Below are 25,585 nucleotides of genomic sequence, written 5' to 3' on the forward strand. Positions count from 1 at the left end.
GACACTCGTCGATACCACCAACCTGTCCCTGAGCGCAACCAACTCGGTCGCCGAGGGCGGTGCGATCATCTACACCGCGACCTTGACCAACGCCGCTGGCTCGCCAGTTACCGTGACGTTGAGCAACGGCGCCGTGATCACCATCGAAGCGGGCAAAACCACTGGCACTGTGACCGTTCCGGCACCTGCCGATGACGTGTACAAAGACGCCGGCACCGTTCAGGCAACGATCACCAACGCTACCGGTGGCAGCTTCGAAAACCTGGTACCGAGCACCGTGCCGGCTGTGACTCAGGTCACCGACACCATCGATACCACCACGGTCAAGCTGACCGCGACCGAGTCTGCTGCCGAAGGTGGCACCGTCACCTACACCGCGACCGTTGGTGCGCCAGTGACTGGCTCGCCAGTCGTGGTAACTCTGGCTAATGGTCAGAACATCACCATCGAAGTCGGCAAAACCACCGGCACCGTCACTACTACTGCACCGAACGATGCGCTGACCGGCCATGCGCCGTTGACCAACGCCATCACCAACGTCAGCGGTGGCAACTACGAAAACCTCGTTGCCGACAAGACCCCGGTCAACACCACGGTCACTGATACAGTCGACACCACCAACCTGTCGCTGTCCGCTACCGGCACCGTGGCCGAAGGTGGCTCGATCGTTTACACCGCAACGCTGACCAACGCTGCCGGTTCGCCAGTTACCGTGACGTTGAGCAACGGTGCCGTGATCACCATCGACGCCGGTAAAACCACCGGTACCGTGACCGTTCCGGCACCGGCTGATGACGTCTACAAAGACGCCAGCACCGTGCAGGCCACGATCAAGTCCGCCACCGGTGGCAACTTCGAAAATCTGGTGCCAAGCACCACGCCAGCCGTGACCAGCGTCACCGACACCATCGACACCACGACGGTCAAACTGACCGCGACCGAGTCTGCTGCCGAAGGTGGTACCGTCACCTACACCGCGACCGTTGGTGCACCGGTAACCGGTTCGCCAGTGACCGTGACTCTGGCCAACGGCCAGAACATCACCATCGAAGTCGGCAAAACCACCGGCACCGTGACCACCACCGCGCCTAACGACGTGTTGACCGGTCATGCGCCACTGACCAACGCCATCACCAACGTCAGCGGCGGCAACTACGAAAACCTGGTGGCCGACAAGACCCCGGTTTCGACCACCGTTACCGACACCATCGACACCACCAACCTGTCGCTCAGCGCCACAGGCACCGTGGCCCGAAGGTGGCTCGATTGTTTACACCGCAACGCTGACCAACGCCGCTGGCTCGCCAGTGACCGTGACGCTGAGCAACGGTGCAGTCATCACCATCGACGCCGGTAAAACCACCGGTACCGTCACCGTCCCTGCCCCGGCCGACGACGTCTACAAAGACGCCGGCACTGTTCAGGCAACGATCAAAACCGCGACCGGTGGCAGCTTCGAGAACCTGGTTCCAAGCACCACACCAGCCGTGACCAGCGTCACCGACACCATCGACACCACTGGCGTGAAACTCACCGCCACGGGCACCGTGGCCGAGGGTGGCACCGTCACCTACACCGCGACTGTCGGTGCACCTGTGACCGGCTCGCCTGTCGTCGTGACCCTGGCCAACGGCCAGACCATCACCATCGACATCGGTAAAACCACCGGCACCGTGACCAGCATCGCGCCGAACGACGCGCTGACCGGCCACGCGCCGTTGACCAACGCGATCACTAACGTGACCGGCGGCAACTACGAAAATCTGGTGGCCGACAAGACTCCGGTCAGCACCACCGTGACCGATACCGTCGACACCACCAACCTGACCCTGAGCGCCACCAACACGGTTGCCGAGGGCGGTTCGATCATCTACACCGCGACCCTGACCAACGCTGCTGGTTCGCCAGTCACCGTGACTCTGTCGAACGGCGCCGTGATCACCATCGACGCGGGCAAAACCACCGGCACCGTGACCGTCCCTGCTCCGGCCGACGACGTCTACAAGGACGCCGGCACCGTTCAGGCCACGATCACCAACGCCAACGGTGGCAACTTCGAAAATCTGGTGCCGAGTACCGTGCCGGCCGTGACCAGTGTCACCGACACCATCGACACCACTACCGTGAAGTTGTCTGCCACCGGTACAGCGGCTGAAGGCGGCAACGTCGTCTACACCGCCACCGTCGGTGCGCCAGTCACAGGTTCGCCAGTCATGGTAACTCTGGCCAACGGCCAGACCATCACCATCGACATCGGCAAAACCACCGGCACGGTAACCACCACCGCGCCGAACGATGCACTGACCGGCCATGCACCGTTGACCAACGCCATCACCAATGTCAGCGGCGGCAATTACGAAAACCTGGTGGCCGACAAGACCCCGGTTAGCACCACAGTCACCGACACCATCGACACCACCAACCTGTCGCTGTCCGCGACCGGCACCGTGGCCGAAGGTGGCTCGATCGTTTACACCGCAACGCTGACCAACGCTGCAGGCTCACCAGTCACCGTGACATTGAGCAATGGCGCGGTGATCACCATCGACGCGGGCAAAACCACGGGCACCGTGACCGTTCCAGCCCCAGCCGACGACGTCTACAAAGACGCCGGCACCGTGCAGGCAACGATCAAGTCCGCCACCGGTGGCAGTTTCGAAAACCTGGTGCCAAGCACCACGCCAGCCGTGACCAGCGTCACCGACACCATCGACACCACTGGCGTGAAACTCACCGCCACGGGCACCGTGGCCGAAGGTGGCACCGTCACCTACACCGCCACCGTCGGCGCACCGGTCACTGGTTCGCCAGTCGTCGTGACCTTGTCCAACGGCCAGACCATCACCATCGACATCGGTAAAACCACCGGCACCGTGACCAGCATCGCGCCGAATGACGCGCTGACCGGTCACGCGCCGTTGACCAACTCGATCACTAACGTGACCGGCGGCAACTACGAGAACCTCGTCGCCGACAAGACGCCGGTCAGCACCACCGTGACCGACACCATCGACACCACCAACCTGTCGCTGTCCGCGACCCCGGCGGTGAACGAGGGTGGCCAGATCACCTATACCGCCACCCTGAGCAACGCCGCCGGCTCGCCGGTGACCGTGACCCTGAGCAACGGCTCGGTGATCACCATCGACGCCGGCAAAACCACTGGCACCGTGACCGTTCCGGCTCCGGCTGACGACGTCTACAAAGACGCCGGCAGCGTGCAGGCGACCATCACCAACGCCAGCGGTGGCAACTTCGAGAACCTGGTACCGAGCACGACACCGGCCGTGACCAACGTTGCCGATACCATCGACACCACCACCGTCAGCATCACCGGCAGCACCTCGGTGACCGAAGGCCAGACCGCCAGCTACACCGTCAGCCTGACCCACCCGGCCCAAACCGACGTGACCCTGAAAATCGTCTACAGCGGCACCGCCGCCGACGGTTCGGACTTCACTGGCGTGTACACCGTGAAGATCCCGGCGGGCGCCAGCAGCGCGCAGTTCAACGTCGCGACCATCGATGACAAGATCACCGAAGGCACCGAGAACTTCGTGGTCAAGATCGACTCGGCTACCGGCGGCAACTTCGAGAATCTGGCCGTCAGCAGCACCAACGGCAGCGTCAGCACCTCGATCATCGACAACGATGCGCCACCGGTCATCGACCTGGATGCCAACAACTCCAGCGGCGCCACCGGTGCCGACTACAAGGTGACGTTCACCGAAAACACCCCGGGCGCCGGCGTGTCGATTGCCGATACCGACCTGACGATCACCGATCCGGACAGCACCATGCTGACCGGCGCGACCATCGTCCTGACCAACCGTCAGGACGGCGATGCGCTGAACCTCGGCAACAGCGTCAACGGCATCACCATCAATGCCAACAGCACCAACGGCACCGTGACCCTGACCCTGTCGGGTAACGCGACGCTGGCCGACTACATGCAGGCCATCAAAAACATCACCTTCACCAACAGCAGTGAAGACCCGAGCACCGTGCCGCGGATCATCACCGTGACCGTGACCGATGGCGGCAACTACTCCAACACCGCGACCACCACGGTCAACGTGGTGGCGGTCAACGATGCGCCGGTTGCGGCTCCGGTCAACGTCACCGGCACCGAAGACACCCCGCTGATCCTCGGCTGGTCGACTTTCGGTGTGACCGACGTCGACAGCCCGGCCAGCAGCCTGGGGATCAAAATCACCCAGCTGCCGGGCGAAGGCAAACTGCAGTATCTGGACGGTTCGACCTGGAAAGACGTCGCCAACAACCAGACCTTCAGCAAGGCTGACATCGACGCCGGCAAGCTGCGCTTCATGCCGGATGCCAACGAGTCGGGCGTCAACGGTTACGGCGGCACCGGCATGGGCAACAACCAGGCCGACTACGCACAGATCAAGTTCCAGCCAACCGACGGCCAATTGCTGGGCAACACCGGCACCGTGAAGATCGACATCACGCCAGTGGCGGATGCACCGACCGTGAGCGTGGCCGACAACAGCGTGAAGTCCACCGGACTGGTCAAGGAAGTCTGGACCGGCCTGTCGGGCCTGGGCACCAGCGGCAACGGCGCTGACTCGACCACGTTGAAAAACGTGATCGACGGCGCCGGCACCCCGAACTCCAGCACCAACGTGACCAACGTGCAGTCCGACGGCAGCGTCGCGGCGGGCACTGCGTCGAAAACCTCGGGCCTGATCTATCTGGAAGCCGGCAAGACCTACAGCTTCAGCGGCGTGGCTGACGACAGCCTGCTGATCACCATTGGCGGCAAGAGCGTGGCGTCGGGTACCTGGGGCGCGGGCGGCGCGATCAGTGGTTCGTTCACCCCGACCACCAGCGGCTACTACACCCTGGACATCTACCACCACAACCAGAGCGGCCCGGGCAGCTACGACGTCAACCTGTCGGTCAACGGCAGCACGCCGATCGACCTGAGCAGCGCCGGCGTGCCGATCTACACCGGCGTGCAGGATCTGGTGAACGCCGGTGTGACCGTCTCCGATCTGCACGGCACGAACGGAGAAGGCTATTACGACGGCTACAAGCTCAACACCGGCGCCGAAGGCACCACAGTGAAACTGTCGGCGATCAACACCGCGCTGACCGATACCGACGGCTCGGAAACCCTGAGCGTGAAGATCAGTGGCGCGCCGGTCGGCTCGGTACTCTCCGACGGCCATGGCCACACCTTCACCGTCACCGCAAGCAACGGCGAAGCCAACGTCACCGGCTGGAGCCTCGGCAGCCTGACCGTGACCCCGCCGACCTACTACAACGGCCAGTTCAACCTGACCGTGACCTCGACCTCCACCGAGATGGTCGGCGGCTCGGCCAGCAGCACCGCGACGATTCCGGTCACTGTGGTGCCGGCGGTGTACAACGCGGTGGTCGGGACCTCGGGCGATGACACCTTCAACGGCACCGATGGCAACGACATCATGGTCGCCGACATCGGCGGTCTGACCGTGGTGCCGGGCACCAACTACAACATCGCGTTCATGGTCGACAGCTCGGGCAGCATGAGCACCTCGTCGATCAACGCGGCCAAGGACTCGCTGACGTCGGTGTTCAACACCCTCAAGCAGAGCCTGGGCGGCAGCAACTCGGGCACGGTGAACATCTTCCTGGTGGACTTCGATACCCAGGTCAACAAGTCGGTGTCGGTGAACCTCAATGACTCGAACGCGCTGACCAAGCTCAAAGCCGTGCTCGACTCGATGACCTCCGGCGGCGGCACCAACTACGAAGACGTGTTCAAGACCACGGCCAACTTCTTCCAGAGCACGGAAGCGCTGGCCAACACCGGGGCGAAGAACCTCACGTACTTCATCACCGACGGCCAGCCGACCTACTACCAGAGCGGCGAGCAGACCAACCCGACGCTGTACGGCAGCGTGAAGTTCGACAGTGTGGTGACGACCAGCAACTACAAGCTGGGCGATACCTTCAGCACTTACATCGACAGCACGCATTACCTGAGCATCAGTGCCGCCGGTGCTGCTGTTCTGCAAACGTATAAAAACGGCAGCTGGAACTGGAGCAGCCTGGGCACCGTTCACGCGCAGGGCGACGGCACTTATGAGCTGTCGAGCCTGGCGGGCTCCGGCAGCAGCACCAGCTCGGCCACCACCGACAACTCGACCAGCAGCTTCGCCTTGCTCAGCGGTCTGTCGAATGTCGAGGCGATCGGTATCAACAGCGGCGTCAGTCTCAACGACCTAAAACCGTATGACTCGGATCACTCGCCGCAAACCAACATCGATCCAAAGGATTTGGCCAATTCGATCATCGGCCACACCGAAGCGACAATGCCGGGCAACGACACCGTCAGCGGTGGCGACGGCAACGACATCCTGTTCGGCGACCTGGTGAGCTTCAACGGCATTGCCGGCGAGGGTTATCAGGCGATGCAGGCGTTCGTGGCGCAGCAGACCGGCGTCGACGTCAGCAAGGTCACCACCAGCAACGTGCACCAGTACATCACCGAGCACTATCAGGCGTTCGATGTGTCCGGCGCACATGACGGCAACGACACCCTGCTGGGCGGCGCGGGCAATGACATCCTGTTCGGCTCGGGCGGTAACGACTTGCTCGACGGCGGCAAGGGCAATGACATCCTGCTCGGCGGCACCGGCAACGACACGCTGATCGGCGGCCAGGGCAACGACATCCTGATCGGTGGTTCCGGTGCCGACACTTTCGTCTGGAAAGCAGGCGACACCGGCAACGATGTGATCAAGGACTTCAATGCCAACGAAGGCGACCGCATCGACCTGCGCGATCTGTTGCAGGGTGAAACCGGCAGTACCATCGACAACTTCCTGAAGATCACCACGGTTGATGGCACGTCTTCGCTGCAAGTCAGCTCGGCGGGCAAGTTCAACTCCGGCGATGCGGCAGCCGCCACGCCGGACGTGACGATCAAACTGGAAGGCAACAACTGGTCAACCGCCAACATTCACAACCTGATTGCCGGCAGCGACCCGACCATCAAGGTCGACCACAACAACAGCTGATACGTAAACCAAACGGCCGTCCCTTGGGGCGGCCGTCACGTTTGCGGCCAACTCAGCGGTGACGATTTCTTCGCCACCCCGCATACTCGCGCGCAGTTGGCCTATGCTGCTGACAGCATGACGCTGGTTTCTTTCTGAGGGATGCTCAATGTTTTACGTGCAACGCGATGCGCAAGGTCTGTTGATTCGCGTGGAAGCCGCGGCCTACGCCGAGGCCACGGAAACGCTGCCGGCCGACAGCCATGAAATCCAGGCCTGGTTCGCCAATGAAGTGGTGGAAACCAGCCTGAAACAGCTCAAACAGAGCGACCTGGAAATGATCCGGGTACTCGACGACCTGATTCAGGTGCTGACCCAGAAGGGCGTGATCCGCGTCACCGACCTGCCGCCGGCGGCGCAGGCCAAGTTGATGGATCGGACACAGGCACGGGAAGCGCTGGGCGGGTTGAGCCAGTTGATCGACGATGAAGAGACCGGGTTGATCTGATCCGCCCAGAATCAAAAGCCTGCCCTCACCCCAGCCCTCTCCCTCCGGGAGAGGGGGCCGACTGAGGTGTTTGGCGCTGTACATCGACCTGAGAAATCGAGTCGATTACGGATTCAGAGCAAATCGTTCACGTCGGCGTATTGCGTCAATATCCCACGGTCAGTCCCCTCTCCCTTTGGGAGAGGGCTAGGGTGAGGGTTGCTTTTGCGATGACTCACTGCCAAGGCTTCGGCTCACCAAACAACTGCCCCTGCACACCATACAGACCCATCTCGCGAATCACTGACAACTCCCCTTCGGTCTCGACCCGCTCGGCAATCAGCGGCAGGTCGATGCTGTGCGCCGCACGCTGGATCGCCTCGATGAACAGGCGCTTGTCGCTCTCCTGATCGATCGCGCGAATGTAACTGCCATCGATCTTCAGGTACGCCAGCCCCAGCCGCGCCAGGTTGCCGATCATGCTGAAGCGTCCACCAAAGCGCTGCAGACTCAGAGAGAAACCGAGTTCACGCAGGCGCCGGGTCAACTGCTCCAGCACCGCTTGCTCCGGCAATTGCTCCTCGCCGATCTCCAGCGTCAGGCGCTCGCCGAGGTCGGAGTGCGCGCGCAGAATCTCGAACACTTTGTTCAGCGCTTGTGGATCGGCCAGGGTTGCCGAAGACAGGTTCAGCGCCAGCGAATCTTCATGCGCCTTCATTTGCTCCAGCACGCGCTCGAGCATCAGACGGTCCAGTCGCGCAGTCCAGCCAAAACGCTCGAGCCACGGCAGGAAACGCCCGGCCGGGATGGTCTGGCCCTGTTCATCCAGCAAGCGCGAAAGCACTTTGTAATGCAGCACCAATTGCGTGTCCTGAGCGGCCACCACCGGTTGGAAATACAGTTCGAAACGCTGCTGGTTCAGCGCCTGATCGAGCAAGCGATGCCAGGCATGGTGATCGTCACCGACGTCCGCCACCAGGCTCTGATCGATGCACGCCCAGTTTTGCTCGCCCTGCCCCTCGGCCTGCGCCAGCGCCTGATCGCCCAGGGTCAGTACTGCTTGCGGTGAATCGCCGTGGGCAAACGGGGCGAGGCCAATGGAAGCCACGGCCGGCACATCGGTTGCGCCAGTGGCGTGCAGGCTGCTCAGCGCACTGTCGAGGTTCTGCGCCAGTTGCAGCGCTTCTTCGCGCACCAGCCCCGGCGCCAGCACGGCGAACTCACCACCGCGAATCCGGGTGACGAGGTTCTGGGTTTCCGGGTATTTGGCGCACTCGCGGGACAGTTGCTGGCCCACGGCTTTGAGCAGTTCATCGGTGCGCTGCCCGCCCAGGCGCTGGTTGAGCCCGGCCAGGTCCTTGACCCGCAACAGCAGCAGGTAACCGGAACTGGCCTGCTCCGGGTTGCTCACGCGGTTGTGCAGTTGCATCTCGAAATAGCGCCGGTTGGCCAGCCCCGTGAGGTTGTCCTGATAAGACTCGGCACGCAGTTTTTCGCTGCGCTCGGCCTGCTCCTGGAACAACGCCTTGAGCTTCTCCACCATCTGGTTCATCGCCTGCACCACGCGCCGCAGTTCAGGGGTACGCGGCAACTCCGGCAGGCTGAGGAATTCGCGGCGGGCGATGGCGTGGGACTGTTTGACCATGTAATCCAGCGGGCGCAATTGCCGGCGCAGCAGCAGCGCGCCGAGCACTGCACTGACCGCGCCACACAGCAGCAGCCAGCCGAGGCTGCCCAACGCGCTCTGCCACAGTTTGGCCACGGCAAACATCGGGTGGCTGACCACCTCGACCCGCGCCGCCTGCTCCCAGCCACGGCTGACCAGCGCGTCGCCACCGGCAGGCTCCAGACCGATCAGGTTGACGAACCAGTCGGGCACATTGCTCACCGCCGGAATCCCGCTGCGCTCGACAATGGTCTGGTCGGTCTTGAGATCGACCACGCGGATGCTCGCGTAATAGCCGCTGTCGAAAATCGAGCTGACCAGCAGCTCGACCATCGCCGGGTCGTCGATATTCGGCGTCAGCGACAACGCCAGCGCCGTGGCGGCGTCCTGGGCATGGGAGCGCAGCTGGTTGACGTACTGGGTGCGCGAGCTCTCCAGACTGACCATGAAGCTGCCGGTGAAGGCGACCACCAGGAACAGACAGATAGCGATCAACAGCTGTTTGAACAAAGACATCTGAGCGCGTGCTCCTAGTTAGTCGTTTCGACCGGGAAACCTTCGGCCTGCATTTTCTTCAGCACATCCTGCCAGCGCGACAGGCGTTTGGTGTCACCGACCTTTTTATTGCCCTTGGCTCCCGGCAGGTACAGACCTTCAGCATTGAAAGAGTAGACCGGCAGCAAATCGGTTCGCTGGGACGCCGGCTGAATCGGATCGATCAGGCTGTCGAGCACCAGCGGCATGGCATCGGGGGTGGCGTAGTAAGTCAGCACCATGTGCGCGCGATTCTGGCGCAGTGCCTTGACGTAGGTGATGCGCAGCTTGTCACTGGAGACTCCGAGATGGCGCAGGCTGAAATACTTGGCGATGGCGTAGTCTTCGCAATCGCCGGCGCCTTTCCACAACGCTTCGATGGGCGTCTCCCAATAATCGACCTGACCCCACAGATCGATATCCTCTACATAACGCACCTGCTTGTTGAAAAACAGGTTCACCACTTTGAGCTTTTCCATCTCGCTGACCTGTTTCTGCGTGGCCAGCAGATTTTGCCAGGCATCGATCCGCTGCTGCCCGGCACCCAACGGGCCGTACAGCGCCGTGGCTTTGCGGCTGATCGCGGAAAAATCCCAATCGGCATGCAGGCCGCCCAGCATGACGCCGGCCAGCAGCAGTGCGCAGCCTAGCCAGCGCAAAGTCCGAGGGATCGCGAAACGTACCGCCACAGCAGGTTTCCAGGGGGCAGGAAGGAAAGCGTTTGATGGTGAAGCTTAGCCCGGCAAAAAACAATGGCACCATGAGATCATCGCCATCGCGCTAAACTTCATTCAGGACAGCAATCCTTTACATGGTTTGACAACCTGTAGAGCAATCACTAGTGTCTTTGGATCCAAATTCCGTGGTCATTCAGGGTGAGTAGTTGTGACACAGAAGCCCAAACCGCTGCACAGCATCAAAGTCGATGGGCCGATTCCCGCACACCTTGCCCGCTCGATCATCGAAGAGACCCTGCGCTCGGCGATCCTTGACGGTCGCTTGCCGTGCGGCACCGCCCTGCGCCAGCAGGACCTGGCCGATCTGTTCGGGGTCAGCCGCATGCCGGTGCGCGAGGCTCTGCGCCAGCTCGAAGCGCAGGAACTGCTGAGCGTCACCACCCACAAGGGCGCCGTTGTAGCGCCGCTGATTCAGGGCGACGCCACCGAAACCTACGAGTTGCGGATCCTCCTCGAATCCGAAGCCATGCGCCAATCGATCCCGCTGCTGACCAGCGCCGATCATGCACACGCCGCCGGCTATATCGAAGAACTCGAAACCCAGCACGACTACAGCGAAATCGGTCGGCTCAATCGCCTGTTCCACATGGCCCTGTACAGCAAGGCACCCAATAAGCGTCTGCTGCGGCTGGTCGAAGACGGCCTCAACGAGGAGGAGCGCTTTCTGCGTTTCAACCTCGAAGCCATGGGCTTGGGCAAACTGTCCCAGGAAGATCACCGCGCCATGCTCCAGGCCGTGATCGCGCGCGATGTCGAGCTGTCGGTGAAACTGCTCACACATCACCTCAACCGTGGCGTCGAGGTCATCACCCGGTTCCTCGCCAGTCCCGCCGGACAAAGCCGCAAGGCTGTTCGCTGATGCTGTCCACGCCGGTCCCAGGCTCCCGCAGCTGACCGGCGAATAACCCGCTTACAAATCCCCTCTACGGTCTGCCGCAAACCCGGTGGCGGATCCGCCTGTTCGCTCTAACCTCCCAGCGCCCCATAAGCCCGGCATTGCAGCTCGCTGCGCACGAATCGGGCATAGCCGTCCCGCCAATTTACCCGCACTCTTTAACGGCCAACCCATGAAGAACGGGCGACGCACCGCACCGCCGGCGCAGTCCCCGCACCAGGAACCTACGGAAGGAGCCTTGCCACGGGATAAAAGGAAGTTACGGCGCCGTTTCCGGCCCACTTTCATTCCTATACATCACACCAATTTTTCGCTGCTTAAAGTTGCTTTGAGTGAGGCATTCACTCTTGTATTCAATTTTGGCCATTATTTGCCGAAAGGAGCAACTACGCCCAAGTAAAACTTAAATCAAAAGTTTTACCAGGCCGACTCATACTTGAAAAACATACAACTAAAAATAATTAAAAATAAACTTGTTAAGTTATTTGACGATGTATTAGCTTTTCCTCGCCGAGCAGGGTTCGCCCCGCGAATACGGCGCCGCTCTGCAGTCAGTCAATAGCTTTGGCAAATAGTCGCCAACGCACGACCGAGAGCCTTTCATGCACTTTGCAAACTTCCATTAATCCGAATGAGGCCCGCGTTCGCCAATAGAAAACATTTCAAATTTATAAAGTCCGCGTTGATGCACTGAACGAGCAACTCCCTCTATTCCAATAACACCGAGGTTCGCCATGATGCCAACTAAAGAACAGCTCGCCCTGAAAAAAGCGCAATTGAGCGTTCACCCGATCTTCACTGAAATCGATTCGTTATCGGTACTGCGCCGGTTCATGGAATCCCACGTATTCGCCGTGTGGGATTTCATGTCGCTGACCAAACGCCTGCAGCAGGAACTAACCTGCACCCGCCTGCCATGGCTGCCGCCACGCGATCCGCATGCTGCGCGGCTGATCAACGAGATCGTGCTTGGCGAAGAGTCGGATGATCGTCCCGCTCACGGCCATTACAGCCATTTCGAACTGTACCTGGACGCGATGCGCGAAGTCGGTGCGAGCACCACGGCGGTCGAACGCTTTGTCGCGCTGCAACAGGAAGGCGTGAGCTATGACGTGGCGCTGCAAAGCGTCGAGGTGGATCCGGCTGCGGCGACATTTGTTCGCGAAACGCTGCACACCGCGCTGCATGCACCGGGCCACAGCGTTGCTGCCGCGTTCCTGCATGGTCGCGAGAGCGTGATCCCGACGATGTTCCAGCGCATCCTCGATGACTGGGGGATCGGCATCGAACAGGCGCCGACCTTTCGCTATTACCTGGAGCGCCACATCGAGGTCGACTCCGAAGATCACGGTCCGGCGGCGGAGCAATTGCTTGAGCGTCTGGTCGACGGCGATCCGCAGCGCGAAGCCGAGGTTTATGCCAGCGCCATCGCGGCCGTGGAAAGCCGCATCGCCCTGTGGGACGGCCTGCGTCTGAGCATGCGTGAACCTTTGGCGGAGGTGGCCCAATGAACGCCGCCGACTATCAATCCTTCGCCGACGCCTGGGAAACCCGCGCCACCATCCGCACCCGGCCACGGCGCGTGCTCGAAGACGATGAGCGCCTGATCTATCCGTTGAGCCGCCAGCCCCTGGTGCTCAGCGAAACCTTCCTGCGCGAATGCCCGCAGCAGCGTGATTTTGCCCTGGTGCAGACGCTATACAAGTTCATCAACGACGTGGTGATTTTCGAGACCGAAATCGTCGACCGGACCGCCCGCGCCATCGCCAAGAATCGCTTCGCGGTGCCGTTCCCGTTCGCCTGTCGCTACGACGCCATGACCGTGGTGGTGGACGAGGATTATCACGCACTGGTGGCGATGGATTTCATGCAGCAGACCGTGGCCATGACCGGCATCGTGCCGATCGAACTACCCGTTGAAATCGAACTGAACCGGGCGATTCCTGCCGCTGTGGCACTGGCGCCGGAGCACCTGCGCAGCGCGGTGGAGCTGATCTGCGTGGCCATCGCCGAGAACACCGTGACTGGTGACGTCGCCGCATTCGCCCGGGACGACACAGTCAAGCCGTCGATCAAAGGGTTGATGGCCGATCACTTGCTCGACGAGGGCCGGCATTCCAGCTTCTGGGCGCGCATGGTGCGCATCTATTGGCACACCGCCAGTGAGGCGGACCGGGAAACCATCGCGCAGATCCTGCCGGTGTTCATCAGCCATTACCTGACCAACGACATCCAGAAGTCCTTCGATCTGCGCCTGATCGACGCCCTGCCGGTCAGCGAGGCAGTGCGCCGCTCGCTCAAGGACGAGATGGCCGGACTGGCCTTTCCGATCAATCGCCACCATCCGCTGGTGGGCAACATCGTGCGGTTTTTCCACAGCAGCTCGCTGCTCGACACGCCGTGCGTGCAGCACGCCCTGCGTGACTATCTGGTTTGATGAGGAGGCCGACATGAGACGTCTCGACATTTTGCTGATTGGCGCCAGCCAGGCCATGACCGACCTGGCGCAGGAACTCGAACAACACGGTCATTCCTTACGACGCAGCGGTACGGCGCAATCGCCGGTGGATCTGATCATCGACGATGGCTTCATCGGCGCTGGCGATTTCTGCGCCATCCCGCACTTGCATCTGCGTCTGGGTATCGGGGCGCCGGGCCATGGCGGTTTGCCGACACTCGACCTGCTGTGCTTCCTCGGCTCGTCACTGATCAGCCGTGTGCCGATTGGCGATGAGCCGTCCGGCAACGGACAGGCACTGCGCCAGCGGGTGCTGGCGCAGGTGGTCGAGGAAGTCGCGCTGCTGGTCAGCCGCTTCTCCCGCGATGCCGAGTATTTCCAGCAGGCGATGCCCGCCACGGCACCGGACTTCGAACAGGTGGAGGACCTGCGGTTTCTCGACAGCCTGGCCTACGTCCATCGCCTCAACGACACGGCCAGTTCGGTGCTGCTGAAGCAGGCGCAGATCCCGCTGATCGAGCGCCTGCAAGAGAGTCTGATCGAACACGCCGAACGACCGGCGCTGCACCTCGCCGAGCAGTCGCTCAGCTATCGTCAGTTACATGCTCACAGCCGGGCGATCCAGCAACGTCTGCAACCGTTGCTCGAACAACATCCGCAGCCGTGGATCGTGGGCATCTGCCAGCCGAAAAGTCCGGCGCTGTTCGCCTCGATTCTGGCGGTGCTCGGCAGTGGCGCCGTGTATCTGCCGCTGGAGCCGAGCCATCCGTTGCAGCGCCAGCAATACATCCTGCAAAACGCCGGCGCGGTGTTGTTGTTGCACGACGGCGAGCACCCGCTCAGCGAGTCAATGCCCGGGCTGGATGTCAGTCGTATCGACAGTGCCGACGCCGATCTCGATCTGCCATTGATGCGTCAGCGACCGACGCTTGAAGCACCGTGCATGGCGCTCTACACCTCCGGCACCACCGGGCATCCGAAGGGCGTGCTCTTGAGCCAGGCGAACCTTGCGCACTTCACCGCGTGGTACGCCGATTACGTGCAGCTGCGCGCCGAGAGCCGGGTGTTGCAGTTCTCTTCGCTGAGCTTCGACTCGTCGCTGATCGATATCTTCCCGAGCCTGCTGCAAGGCGCCGAGCTGGTGGTGCCGGATGACACGCAACGGCGCGATCCATTGCAACTGGTGGCGCTGATCCGCCGTCGGCAACTGACCCATGCGTTCCTGCCGCCGGCGCTGCTGAGCATCCTGCCATTGGAACAACTGCAGGGCGTGGAGGTGATGACTGGAGGCGACGTTTGCGAGCCCTTCGTCATCGAGCAGTTGACCCGTCAGGGCAAGCTGCACAACCTCTACGGCCCCACCGAAGCGACGGTGCTGATCACCGCCCGCCAGCTCAAACCGGGTGACAGCAACCGCACCCTAGGCGCACCGATCGCCAACAGTCAGGTGCTGATTCTCGATGACGATCTGCAACCAGTGCCGGATAACACTGTCGGCGAATTGTTCATCGTCGGCCCCGGCGTCTGCCTCGGCTATCTGAACAATCCGCAGCAGACTGCCGAGCGTTATCTGACCCTGCAACTGCCGCACGGTGAGACCTTACGCGCTTACCGCAGCGGCGATATGGCCAAGTGGGGCGAGCACGGTATCGAGCTGTGCGGACGGCGCGACAATCAGGTGAAGATCCGTGGTTTCCGGGTCGAGCCGGAAGAGATCGAGCGCTGCCTGCGCGAGAGCCAGTTGTACCGTCAGGTGGCGGTGGTGATCGACAACCAGCGGCGGATTCTGGCGTTCCTTGCGCAGCCGCAGTCGGACGCTGCCCGCGATCTATTGAAGGCGCATGCGCAGCAGTTTCTGCCGGACTATATGCAACCGGTGGCGTGGACTGAACTGGCGCAGATGCCGTTCGCCAGCAACGGCAAGGTCGATCGCAAGGCGTTGCTGGAGCTGCCGGTCAGCGTGCAGGACAGTGGCCCGAAATGCCTGCCGGTAAACGCTGACGAAGCGCTGCTGCTGGAGATCTGGGCAGAGTTGCTGGAGCTGCCGAGCAGCGATATTTCCACCGACGAAAGCTTCTTCAATCTCGGTGGGCATTCGATCCTGTTGTCGCGGATGTTGCTGCGCTTGCGTGAGGAATTCGGGCGCAGCATCTCGATCAACCGCTTCATCGAACTGCCGACCATCATCAAACTCGCCACGCTGGTGCGCGGTACCGATGACAGCGCGGTGCTCAGCGCCCAGGCCATGGCCGACGCCGAGCGTGCGCTGCACATCGAGCCGCTGCCGATCAGCCGTCTGGGCGATGTGCACAAGGTGATCGTCACCGGCGCCAACAGCTTTGTCGGCGTACACATCGTCGAAGCGCTGCTCGGTTGGGGCGCCAGCGAAGTGGCCTGCCTGGTACGGGACGGCGGCGGGCAAACGGCGGCACAGCGTTTTGCTCAGGCGTTGCGCGAAAATCGTCTGGAGCATCTGGATCTGAGTCGGGTGCGGATCTATTCGGCAGACATCACCCGCCCGCAACTGAGTTTGGCCGATGACGATTATCAGCGCCTCGATCGCGAGTTCGGCGCATTGGTGCACAACGCCGCCAACGTCAACCACGTACTCGATTACGAGTCGCTGGCAGCGGATAACGTCGAGCCGATTTTCGAGCTGCTGCGCCTGTGTGAAGGGCGCAGCAAAAAGGTCTTCAACTTTGTCTCGACGCTTTCCGCTTCCAGCACCGTCGATAGCGAAGGCCTCGTGCTCGAATTGCCCGCCGCAGCGACCCCGCCAATCTACATCCGCAACGGCTACAACCTGTCGAAGTGGGTCGGCGAACGCATCCTCGAACGGGCCCGCGAACGCGGGGTGTGGGTCAATCTGTATCGCCCCGGCAACATCAGCTTCAACAGCCTGAGCGGCGTCTGCCAGCCGCACAAAAACCGTTTGATGCTGATGCTCAAGGGTTCGATCCAGCTCGGTCAGGTACCGGCCTTCGCACTGAATTTCGACCTGATGCCGGTGGACTTTCTCGCCCGCTTCATCGCTTTCCACGCCAGCCGTTACTCGAGCGAAAGAGCGGTGTTCAACCTGCACAACCCCGAGCCGCTGAGTTGGGACGCCTACGTCACTTCGTTCCGCGAAACCGGCAGCGAGTTCTCGCTGGTCAGCGTCGCCGACTGGCAGCAGCAACTGGGCCGGGTCGACGCCGACAACGCGCTGTTCGGCGTGCTCGGCTTCTACCTCAACGGCTTCGAGGAAGACATCGGCGACATCTCCCTGATCGGCCACGCCAACGCCGAAGCCGGTGTGCAGCAGATGGGTGCGCAGTATCCGGAAAAATCCCCGGCGCTGCTGCGTCGCGGCTGCGACTACCTGAAACAGATCAACTTCATCTAGTTCACCCAAAAGGAGCAACACCATGAGCAATCTGCAACCCGACACCCTGATCAAAAACCCGCACGGCTGCCACGTTGTGTCGTCGGTGGAAGTGCCGGCGGACGCGGCGCAGGTCTGGGCGGTGGTCGGCAATTTCGCCGGCTTCGATCGCTTTATTCCGGCGCTGTCGCACATTGAAATGACCGGCGAAGGTGTGTCCTCGCTGCGCAAGAAATTCTTCAAGGACGGCAACGTGGTGGTCGAGCAACTCAACTCCCGCGATGAGCAGGCACGGGCCATGACCTGGACCACGATCTACAACACCTTAGGTGTGGCGAATTTGTGGGCAGCAATGAACGTGGAATCATTGGGAGCGGGGAAGTCGCGGGCGACCTGGACGATCATTGCCGAGCCGGCCAGCGGAGGTACCGAGGCACTGCCGGGATTCAAGGATTTCGTGCAGGGGTTTGCCGATGATGCGATGGGGAATGTGCTGAAGCTGTTTGTCTAAGGCTTCGGCTTTGCGGTGATTGCACCGCCACTATCGCTGGCAAGCCAGCTCCCACAGGTTCCAGGTCGGTCACAGATGTTGTGTTCGCCAGAAATCCTGTGGGAGCGGGCTTGCCCGCGATGAACGATAACGCGGTCTGCTTGACGTCAGATCTTGAAACTGTCGACCAACTGCTTCAACCGATTGGCCTGCTGCGACAACGCATCGCAATCCTTCAATGTTTCATTGAGGTTGGCCACGCTCTGCTGGTTCAGCAGGTTGATCTGGTTGACGTCGACGTTGAGGGTTTCCACCACCGCCGTCTGCTCTTCGGTGGCTGCGGCCACCGACTGGTTCATGCCGTCGATTTCGCCGATGCGCTGGGTCACGCTGACCAGGCGCAGGCCGGCCTGGTTGGCCACTTCAACGCTCTCTTCGCTGGACGCCTGACTGGCGTTCATGGTGGTCACCGCTTCACGCGAACCGACCTGCAAGGAGGTGATCATTTTGTGGATCTCTTCCGCCGATTCCTGGGTGCGGTGGGCGAGGTTGCGCACTTCGTCCGCCACTACCGCAAAACCACGCCCGGCTTCACCGGCACGGGCCGCTTCGATGGCCGCGTTGAGCGCCAGCAAATTGGTCTGCTGCGAGATGCCTTTGATCACATCGAGGATGTGGCCGATGTTGTCGGTGCTGGCATTCAGGGTTTCGATCTGGGTGCACGACAGGCTGATCTTCTGCGACAGCTCGGTCATCGCCTGAATGGTCTGCTCGACCACCTGACGACCGTCATCGGCCTGCTCGCTCGCGCCGCTGGCGTGCTGCGAGGCATCAGCGGCGTTGCGGGCGATTTCCTGAGTGGCGGCGCCCAATTGGTTGATCGCGGCGGCGACACTGTTGGTACGCGCGCTTTGCTCGTCGGAACCGACGATCGAGGCGTTGGACGAGGCCATCACGCGTTGCGACAGGTCGTGCACGTGACGGGTGGCCGACGACACTTCGGAAATCGACGCATGAATGCGCTCGACGAACTGGTTGAACGCGCTGCCCAGTTCGGCGAACTCATCCTTGCCTGCCACGACCAGACGCCGGGTCAGGTCGCCTTCGCCTTGAGCGATGTCCTGCATCGCGCGGCCCATGGTGGTCAGCGGACGCATCAGCACGTTGATCAGCAGGCTCAGCAGCAGCGCAATCGCAGCGACCGCGACGAACATCGCGATCAGCGCCGAAGTACGGAACTGGCTGAGGGCGGCGTAGGCCTTGTCGCGATCGATCGACAGACCGATGTACCAGTCGGCATTCGGCAAGTCGCTGACCGGGGTGAACGACAGGATGCGTTCCTGGCCGTTGAGCACCACGTTCTGGTTGCCCTTCTCGATGCGCACACCGGAATTCGGGTAGATGTCCTTGAGGTTCTTCATCACTTGGTCTTTGTCCGGGCTGACGATCACCTGACCGTCACCGCTGACCAGGAACGCGTGACCGAGGCCACCGAAATCCACCGAGTTGATGATCTTCACCAGTGTTTCCAGGCTCAGGTCACCGCCGACCACACCCAGCAGTTCGCCATTCTTTTTCACCGGCATGGCGATGGTCACGACCAGACCGCCGACCGCCGCCATGTATGGCGGGGTCAACATGGTTTTGTCGGCGACCACGGCCTGCTTGTACCAAGGGCGCTGACGCGGGTCGTAGCCGTCGGGCATCTTCGCGTCAGGGCGCTGGGTGAACACTCCGTTGGCCTGACCGACGTAGGTGAACTGGAAGTTCGAGGTGAAGGCCGGTTGATCGACCAGCCCAGGGAAGTCGGCGTCCTTGCCCTGATGGGCAACGTTCTGCGCGAGGTTTTCCAGCACCAGAATTCGCCCACTCATCCAGTTCTGCACGCTGCTGGCGGTCAGATCGCCGGCCTGCTGCACGGACGACTGAAGGTTCTGGCGAATGGTGTTGCGCTGCAGATAGTCGTTGTAGAGGGTGAACAAAGCGAAAGCCAGGACCACGACGCCCGAGGCGGCCAACAGGATTTTATGGCTGAACTTGAGATTCATTTCATGGGACTTCTTATGCAAAAGTGGGGATGCGTTCCGGGATGCAACATTCCATGTACAGCGCAGGCGGCGTTCTGACGGCCGCTCTACTTTGGTGCACGCATGTCTCACCAGTCTGTCGGCACCATTCACGGAAATCTTAGGGCTGCGTGGGAAATGCCCGGCATTTCTGTCAGATTCCCGCCGAACGGCGTGCCAGAGCGTTCGCAACGAAGTTTTTTTGCTGGATCTCCGAGCGGAGGTTGCAAAATTCGCAGCCCCTGATAAAAATGCGACTAATTATCATTTGTGACGTTCGGGCTGTCGCGTTCATGTCCTCACCTGAGTTTGCAGTGCAGACGCTTTACAGAAGTCATCACGGCTGGCTCAACGCCTGGCTGCGGGCGCGGCTGGGCAACGCCGCGGATGCCGCAGATCTGGCCCAGGACACCTTCGTCCGTCTGTTACAGCGCAGCGAACGCCTGGAACTCAAGGCGCCTCGCGCATTTTTACGCACCATCGCCCGTGGTCTGGTGATCGACCATTGGCGCCGTGAAGAAATCGAACGCGCCTATCTCGAAACCATCGCGCATTTGCCCGAAGCCGAAACCCCGAGCGCCGAAACCCGCGCCTTGGTAATCGAGTTGCTCGAGAACATCGCGCGCATGCTTGAAGGCTTGCGACCGAAAGTGCGTCAGGCGTTTCTGCTGGCGCAGTGCGAAGGTTTGACCCACAAGCAGATTGCCGCGCAGATGGGCTTGTCGCTGCGCTCAGTCGAACGTTACGTCGCCGATGCGCTGTATCACTGCTACGTGTTGCGGTACGACAGCTGATGCCTGTGGATAACCTCTCGACCGGGCGACGCGCCGAACCGCCGCAACAGGTGGTCAAACAAGCCATTCACTGGCTGCTGCGGCTGCGCAACAACCATGGCAATGCGCGCCTGACTCATCAGTGCGACGCGTGGCGCGCCGAACATCATGAGCATGAACTGGCCTGGCAGCGCGTGCAGTCGCTGCAGGCGGAATTGAGCCATAACCTGCGCGCAGTGCCCGGCGCGCACGTGGCGCTGAACACGCTGGAAAACAGTGCGCAAGGACTCGGACGGCGACAGGCCTTGAAGCTGCTGTCTGGCGCGGTGCTGATGGGCTCCGCGGCGTGGCTGGCCAAGGACACCTCCGTCTGGCAGCAGTGGCGCGCTGATTACGCTACGGCGACCGGCGAGCGCCGCGGGTTCCAGTTGCCCGACGGCACGCGGATCGAGCTGAACACTGCCAGCGCAGTGGATCTGGACTACACCGCGCAGCAGCGGCTGATCAAACTCACTCGCGGCGAAATCATCGTCACATGCGGCGGTAACGATGAAGGCGCGACGTTCAACCGGCCACTTCGCGTGCAAAGTCGTCATGGCATTTATGAGCCGATAAAAGCCCGCTTCATCCTGCGTCAGGACAGCGATTGCACACGGCTCACCGTCAGCTCAGGGAGCGTCGCCATCCGCAGCGGCGCAACCTTCGTCGAGGCACTCGCCGGGCAGACCTATCTGATCGATCATCATCAGGTGCGCCCGGCAGCGCCACTGGATATGGACGTGGGCGCGTGGGCCGATGGTTTGATTGTGACCCGCAATATGCGCCTGGGCGATTTCCTCAATGAAGTCGGGCGTTATCGTCAGGGCTTTGTGACGTGCGCGCCGCAGGTGGCGGACTTGCGCCTGTCCGGAGTGTTCCGCCTGGAGGACACTGACAAGTTGCTGGCCATCCTGCCGCAGACGTTGCCGGTGCAATTGCGTTATCGCACCCGTTGGTGGGTCACGCTGGAAGCAGTGGCCTGAATTTATTTTGGCGGGTTTTCGCGACAAGTCCGGCTTGGTCAGTAAGCACTTCAACTCAGCCTTTGCGACTTGCCACGGAAACCTACAATGACTGTCCGCCTCACCTGTAAGAACCCGCTGAATTTCACTGCCGAATCGGGCCTGCTGCGCCACGCCATTCGCGCCGCCCTGCTCTCCACCGTTCTGGGTGCCGGTGCATTGCCTGGCATTAGCCTCGCCGCCAACACCAGTGAAGCGAGCAGTCATCGCTACAACATCGCCGCCGGCCCGCTGGGCGAAGCGCTGAACCAGTTTGCGCGTCAGGCGGGCATCACCTTGTCGATGACCCCGCAGCAAACGCAGGGGCGACAGTCTCCGGGCGTACAGGGCGAATACTCAACCGATCAGGCGCTGAGCCATTTGCTCAGCGGCTCGGGGCTGGAAGCGCTCAGCCAGGACGGCAGCAGCTACATCCTGCACTCAGTCAGCGATAGCGCCGCACTGGCGCTGCCGACCACCGACATCAAAGGCTTCGCCCTCGGCAACGCGCTGGGCAGCATGGAAGGCTACAACGCCACCCACAGCCAGATCGCCACCAAGACCAGCACCGCGCTGCTGGAAACTTCGCAAAGCGTATCGGTGGTCACCCGCGAGCAAATGGACGACCAAGGCTCGCAGACCGTCTCCCAGGCGATGCGTTATACCCCCGGGGTGCTGACCAACCCTTACGGCGCGACCCATCGCTACGACTACGTGGCGATGCGCGGTTTCAACGACGGCTCGGTGGACAACATCTATCTCGACGGCCTCAAGTCGATGGGCGACAGCGGCACCTACAGCACCATGCAGGTCGATCCGTATTTCCTTGAGCGCGTGGATATTCTCAAAGGCCCCTCGTCGGTGTTGTACGGCCGCAGTTCGCCCGGTGGGCTGGTGGCGCTGACCAGTAAAAAGCCGTTGTACGAGGCCTATCATCAGGTGCAGGCCACGGTCGGTACCCAAGGCCAGCGCGGTGTTGGTTTTGACTTCAGCGGCCCGGTCGATGACGACAAGCGCATTGCCTATCGTCTGACCGGTTTGACCGATCAGTCCGACACACAATTCGACCACAACAAGGAAAAACGCTTCGCCCTCGCCCCGACCCTGAGCATCGATTTCACTGAAGACACCTCGCTGACGCTGCAGGCGTATCTGCAACATGATCCGGATGGCGGCTACCACGGCGGCGTGCCGGCAGACGGGACGATTCATCAGCGCAACGGCAATCGTATTTCGCCGCACTTCTTCGAGGGTGAGCCGGGGATTGATGGCTACTCGCGGGATCAGCAATCGTTCGGCTATCAGTTCGAACATCGCTTCAACGATGTCTTCACGGCTAGGCAGAATTTCCGTTACCTCGACTCCAAAGTGAATATGGATCAGGTCTACGCCTATGGCTGGACGACACCAACCAGCAACGAACTGAACCGCTACTACACCGGCGGCGATGAGCGCCTGCATGCCTTCATCGTCGACAACATGCTGCAGGCCGAATTCTTCACCGGGGCTACCAAGCACACCGTGTTGATGGGTGCGGACTATCAGCGGCGCAAAACGGTGGTCGACTGGACCAGCGGCGGTCTGGCGCCGATCAATGCGTTCAATCCGGTCTACGGCAACTCGGCGATCGACATGTACGGCGAGACCAGTTACCTGCGACGCCTGGAGCAGACCGGCGTGTACCTGCAGGATCTGATCGAGATGGACCAATGGCGCTTCTCGCTGGGTTTGCGTCAGGACTGGGTCGAGACTTCCGATGAGAACCGTATCGCCGAAGCGGGCCGTCCGGTGGGCACGGAAATCAATGACCGCCGCACCAAACTGACCGGCCGCGCTGGCGCGTTGTATCTGTTCGATAACGGCCTGGCGCCGTACATCAGCTATTCCGAGTCGTTTAACCCGAACTCGTATGCCGACAGCGCCGGCAATCCGCTGCCGCCGACCGATGGTACGCAATGGGAAGTCGGCCTGAAGTACCAGCCGCCGGGCACCGACAACCTGTTCACCGCCTCGCTGTTCCGCATTGATCAAGAAAATCTGGCGACCAAACTGCCGCAGGAAAACTTCTACCGCGCGGTAGGCGCTGTCCGTTCGCAAGGCCTGGAACTGGAAGCGCACATGCAGGTGACCGACAACCTGAAAGTACTCGGCAGCTACACCTTCACCGATATCGAGTATTCGAAATCGATGGTCAGCACCTTGAGCACGCCGACCGATGTGATCGAGAACAAAGGCAACTCGCCAACTCAGGCACCGCGGCACATGGCCTCGTTGTGGGCGGATTACAAATTCGACAGCGCGGCACTCGACGGCCTGCGTCTGGGCGGTGGTGTGCGTTATGTCGGTTACAGCTGGGCGGATGCCGAAAACACGCTGAAGGTGCCTTCCTACACCTTGTTCGACGCATCCATCGGTTATGACTTGGGCAAGATCGGCTTGAAGGGTGTCGACGTTCGCTTGAATGCGAACAACCTGACCAATGAATCCTACGTAGCCTCCTGCGCGAGTCTGAACTTCTGCTACATGGGCGAAGAGCGCAACGTCGCCGCCACGGTCAGCTACCAGTTCTAAGCCTTTGCCTTGTGCATAAAAAAGCCAGCCCCTGCTTGTTCAGGGGCTGGCTTTGTCGTCTTTGTGGGGAAATTTCATGCGCGCATTATTGGTGTTGTTGCATCGCTATATCGGGCTGGCGACGGCGGTGTTTTTGCTGCTGGCCGGGATCACCGGGAGCATTCTGGCGTTCAATCATGAGTTGGATGAGTGGCTGAATCCGCAGTTTTATGCAGCCTCCGCAGAGGGTCAGCGATTGCCTCCCGGGGCATTGGTCGAGGCTGTGCAAACCACGCATCCGAGGCTGCAGGTCTGGTACATGGAGTATCCGGACGAGTTGGGGCATACCGCGCTATTGGCAGCTGTTCCGCGTAACGACCCGGCGACAGGCAAACCGTTTGATGAGCGCAACCAGGTGTTCTATCTGGATCCGGTCAATGCCGAGCAGAAAGGCCAACGTTACTGGGGCGAGTGCTGCTTTGCGCGGGAGAACTTCATTCCGTTCATTCTCGAGTTTCATTACAACCTGACCCTGCCCGGTAACTGGGGCTTGTGGTTGATGGGTCTGGTTGCCAGCGCCTGGGTGATCGATTGCTTCATCGCGCTGTGGCTGACATTTCCTCGTGGCAAACCGTTCTGGAAGAAATGGTCGACGGCTTGGAAAATCAAGGGCGGGCACGCTTATCGGCTCAACTTCGACCTGCATCGTGCGGGGGGATTGTGGCTGTGGTTGTTGTTGCTACCGATTGCGGTCAGCAGTGTCGCGATGAACCTGCCTAGTCAGGTATTCAAATCAACAGTGTCGCTGTTTTCGCCGATTGAGCCGAGCGTTTATGAAGCCCGAGGACGAATGCCTCCTTCCGAGTTGGGGGTGACGCAATTGAGTTATCAACAGGCGTACGAAAGGGCATCGCAGGAGGGAAAGAGATTGGGGCTGACAGCGGCAATCGGGGAGTTGTATTACAGCTTTGAATACAACTTCTACGGCGCAGGATTCGGCCAGCATGACACTGAAGCCCATGGAAAATCCTGGTTGTTCCTCCATGGTAGTGACGGACGATTATTGGGGCAGGAAATCGCCGGGCAAGGCACGTTGGGAGAGCGGTTTTACCGATTGCAGTTGCCGATACATGGCGGACGGATCATCGGCTTCACCGGGCAAGTGATCATCGCGGTATTGGGCGTTCTAATTGCGGGGCTGTCAGGGACTGGCGTCTACATCTGGTGGCGTAAGTGGCAAGCCCGGCGCATCAGCAGGGCTCGCAAAGCGGTCTGAGTTTGGGAGCCCTGAAACGACAAAACCCCTGTCTGCGTTAACAGACAGGGGTTCTGGAATTTAATCTTGACGATGACCTACTCTCACATGGGGAAACCCCACACTACCATCGGCGATGCATCGTTTCACTTCTGAGTTCGGGATGGGATCAGGTGGTTCCAACGCTCTATGGTCGTCAAGAAATTCTGTATCTGGCCCGTCAACACGGTAACGTGCCAGCAAAATCGGTGACTTCTACT

Annotated in this window: 13 protein-coding genes, 1 rRNA gene and 1 pseudogene; 11 read left to right on the forward strand and 4 right to left on the reverse strand. The window is 61.0% G+C overall.

Annotated elements, in window-relative coordinates:
* Together PMI25_RS13360 and PMI25_RS13365 are read left to right on the forward strand one after the other, a co-directional pair.
* Positions 1-7,031: pseudogene (locus PMI25_RS13360) on the forward strand (LapA family giant adhesin); the annotation flags it as partial.
* 148 nt (positions 7,032-7,179) lie between these two features.
* Positions 7,180-7,518, forward strand: a complete 339-nt coding sequence (locus PMI25_RS13365) for a hypothetical protein (RefSeq protein WP_007962018.1) — start codon at positions 7,180-7,182, stop codon at positions 7,516-7,518.
* A 214-nt stretch (positions 7,519-7,732) separates the two neighbouring features.
* Here the strand turns inward: PMI25_RS13365 and lapD are convergent, their stop codons facing one another.
* Together lapD and lapG are read right to left on the reverse strand one after the other, a co-directional pair.
* Positions 7,733-9,679: a cyclic di-GMP receptor LapD gene (gene lapD, locus PMI25_RS13370; RefSeq protein WP_007962017.1), complete on the reverse strand. Its 1,947-nt coding sequence runs from the start codon at positions 9,677-9,679 to the stop codon at positions 7,733-7,735.
* A gap of 14 nt (positions 9,680-9,693) precedes the next feature.
* The gene (gene lapG, locus PMI25_RS13375; protein ID WP_007962016.1) at positions 9,694-10,386 is read right to left on the reverse strand and encodes a cysteine protease LapG; all 693 of its coding nucleotides are present in this window, start codon (positions 10,384-10,386) and stop codon (positions 9,694-9,696) included.
* A gap of 196 nt (positions 10,387-10,582) precedes the next feature.
* On the opposite strand from lapG, the gene PMI25_RS13380 reads away from it, so the two are divergent.
* From PMI25_RS13380 to PMI25_RS13400, 5 genes are all read left to right on the forward strand, one after another.
* The gene (locus PMI25_RS13380) at positions 10,583-11,293 is read left to right on the forward strand and encodes a GntR family transcriptional regulator (protein ID WP_007962014.1); all 711 of its coding nucleotides are present in this window, start codon (positions 10,583-10,585) and stop codon (positions 11,291-11,293) included.
* A 770-nt stretch (positions 11,294-12,063) separates the two neighbouring features.
* On the forward strand, positions 12,064-12,840 hold the full coding sequence (locus PMI25_RS13385; RefSeq protein WP_007962013.1) for a DUF3050 domain-containing protein: 777 nt from the start codon (positions 12,064-12,066) through the stop codon (positions 12,838-12,840).
* A complete protein-coding gene (locus PMI25_RS13390; RefSeq protein WP_007962012.1) occupies positions 12,837-13,766 on the forward strand; it encodes a diiron oxygenase in 930 nt (309 codons plus the stop codon). Before PMI25_RS13385 ends, PMI25_RS13390 begins: the two co-directional genes overlap by 4 nt.
* A gap of 13 nt (positions 13,767-13,779) precedes the next feature.
* Positions 13,780-17,172, forward strand: a complete 3,393-nt coding sequence (locus tag PMI25_RS13395; protein ID WP_007962011.1) for an amino acid adenylation domain-containing protein — start codon at positions 13,780-13,782, stop codon at positions 17,170-17,172.
* Positions 17,173-17,194: 22 nt separating this feature from the next.
* The gene (locus PMI25_RS13400) at positions 17,195-17,662 is read left to right on the forward strand and encodes an SRPBCC family protein (RefSeq protein ID WP_007962009.1); all 468 of its coding nucleotides are present in this window, start codon (positions 17,195-17,197) and stop codon (positions 17,660-17,662) included.
* A 146-nt stretch (positions 17,663-17,808) separates the two neighbouring features.
* On the opposite strand, the gene PMI25_RS13405 is transcribed toward PMI25_RS13400, so the two are convergent.
* Entirely contained in the window at positions 17,809-19,689 is a 1,881-nt protein-coding gene (locus PMI25_RS13405) for a methyl-accepting chemotaxis protein (RefSeq protein WP_007962008.1), read from the reverse strand.
* Between the two features lie 311 nt (positions 19,690-20,000).
* On the opposite strand from PMI25_RS13405, the gene PMI25_RS13410 reads away from it, so the two are divergent.
* The 4 genes from PMI25_RS13410 (at position 20,001) to PMI25_RS13425 (ending at position 25,346) form a co-directional block, all read left to right on the forward strand.
* Positions 20,001-20,501 (forward strand): sigma-70 family RNA polymerase sigma factor, encoded by a 501-nt coding sequence (locus PMI25_RS13410; protein ID WP_007962007.1) that lies wholly within the window; start codon positions 20,001-20,003, stop codon positions 20,499-20,501.
* Positions 20,501-21,502, forward strand: a complete 1,002-nt coding sequence (locus tag PMI25_RS13415) for a FecR domain-containing protein (RefSeq protein WP_007962006.1) — start codon at positions 20,501-20,503, stop codon at positions 21,500-21,502. The genes PMI25_RS13410 and PMI25_RS13415 overlap by 1 nt, the downstream gene beginning before the upstream one ends.
* Positions 21,503-21,589: 87 nt before the next feature.
* Positions 21,590-24,091: a TonB-dependent siderophore receptor gene (locus PMI25_RS13420; RefSeq protein ID WP_007962002.1), complete on the forward strand. Its 2,502-nt coding sequence runs from the start codon at positions 21,590-21,592 to the stop codon at positions 24,089-24,091.
* Positions 24,092-24,167: 76 nt separating this feature from the next.
* The gene (locus tag PMI25_RS13425; protein ID WP_007962001.1) at positions 24,168-25,346 is read left to right on the forward strand and encodes a PepSY-associated TM helix domain-containing protein; all 1,179 of its coding nucleotides are present in this window, start codon (positions 24,168-24,170) and stop codon (positions 25,344-25,346) included.
* 64 nt (positions 25,347-25,410) lie between these two features.
* Here the strand turns inward: PMI25_RS13425 and rrf are convergent.
* A 5S ribosomal RNA gene (gene rrf, locus PMI25_RS13430) occupies positions 25,411-25,526 on the reverse strand.
* Positions 25,527-25,585: the final 59 nt, after the last annotated feature.

The organism is Pseudomonas sp. GM30 (assembly GCF_000282275.2).
Lineage (GTDB): Bacteria > Pseudomonadota > Gammaproteobacteria > Pseudomonadales > Pseudomonadaceae > Aquipseudomonas.

Excerpts from the sequence above, each read along its gene's own strand:
- PMI25_RS13365 (WP_007962018.1), top strand. The coding sequence starts at position 7,180 with ATGTTTTACGTGCAACGCGATGCGCAAGGTCTGTTGATTCGCGTGGAA.
- lapD (WP_007962017.1), bottom strand. The coding sequence starts at position 9,679 with ATGTCTTTGTTCAAACAGCTGTTGATCGCTATCTGTCTGTTCCTGGTG.
- PMI25_RS13385 (WP_007962013.1), top strand. The coding sequence starts at position 12,064 with ATGATGCCAACTAAAGAACAGCTCGCCCTGAAAAAAGCGCAATTGAGC.
- PMI25_RS13390 (WP_007962012.1), top strand. The coding sequence starts at position 12,837 with ATGAACGCCGCCGACTATCAATCCTTCGCCGACGCCTGGGAAACCCGC.
- PMI25_RS13395 (WP_007962011.1), top strand. The coding sequence starts at position 13,780 with ATGAGACGTCTCGACATTTTGCTGATTGGCGCCAGCCAGGCCATGACC.
- PMI25_RS13400 (WP_007962009.1), top strand. The coding sequence starts at position 17,195 with ATGAGCAATCTGCAACCCGACACCCTGATCAAAAACCCGCACGGCTGC.
- PMI25_RS13405 (WP_007962008.1), bottom strand. The coding sequence starts at position 19,689 with ATGAATCTCAAGTTCAGCCATAAAATCCTGTTGGCCGCCTCGGGCGTC.
- PMI25_RS13410 (WP_007962007.1), top strand. The coding sequence starts at position 20,001 with ATGTCCTCACCTGAGTTTGCAGTGCAGACGCTTTACAGAAGTCATCAC.
- PMI25_RS13415 (WP_007962006.1), top strand. The coding sequence starts at position 20,501 with ATGCCTGTGGATAACCTCTCGACCGGGCGACGCGCCGAACCGCCGCAA.
- PMI25_RS13420 (WP_007962002.1), top strand. The coding sequence starts at position 21,590 with ATGACTGTCCGCCTCACCTGTAAGAACCCGCTGAATTTCACTGCCGAA.
- PMI25_RS13425 (WP_007962001.1), top strand. The coding sequence starts at position 24,168 with ATGCGCGCATTATTGGTGTTGTTGCATCGCTATATCGGGCTGGCGACG.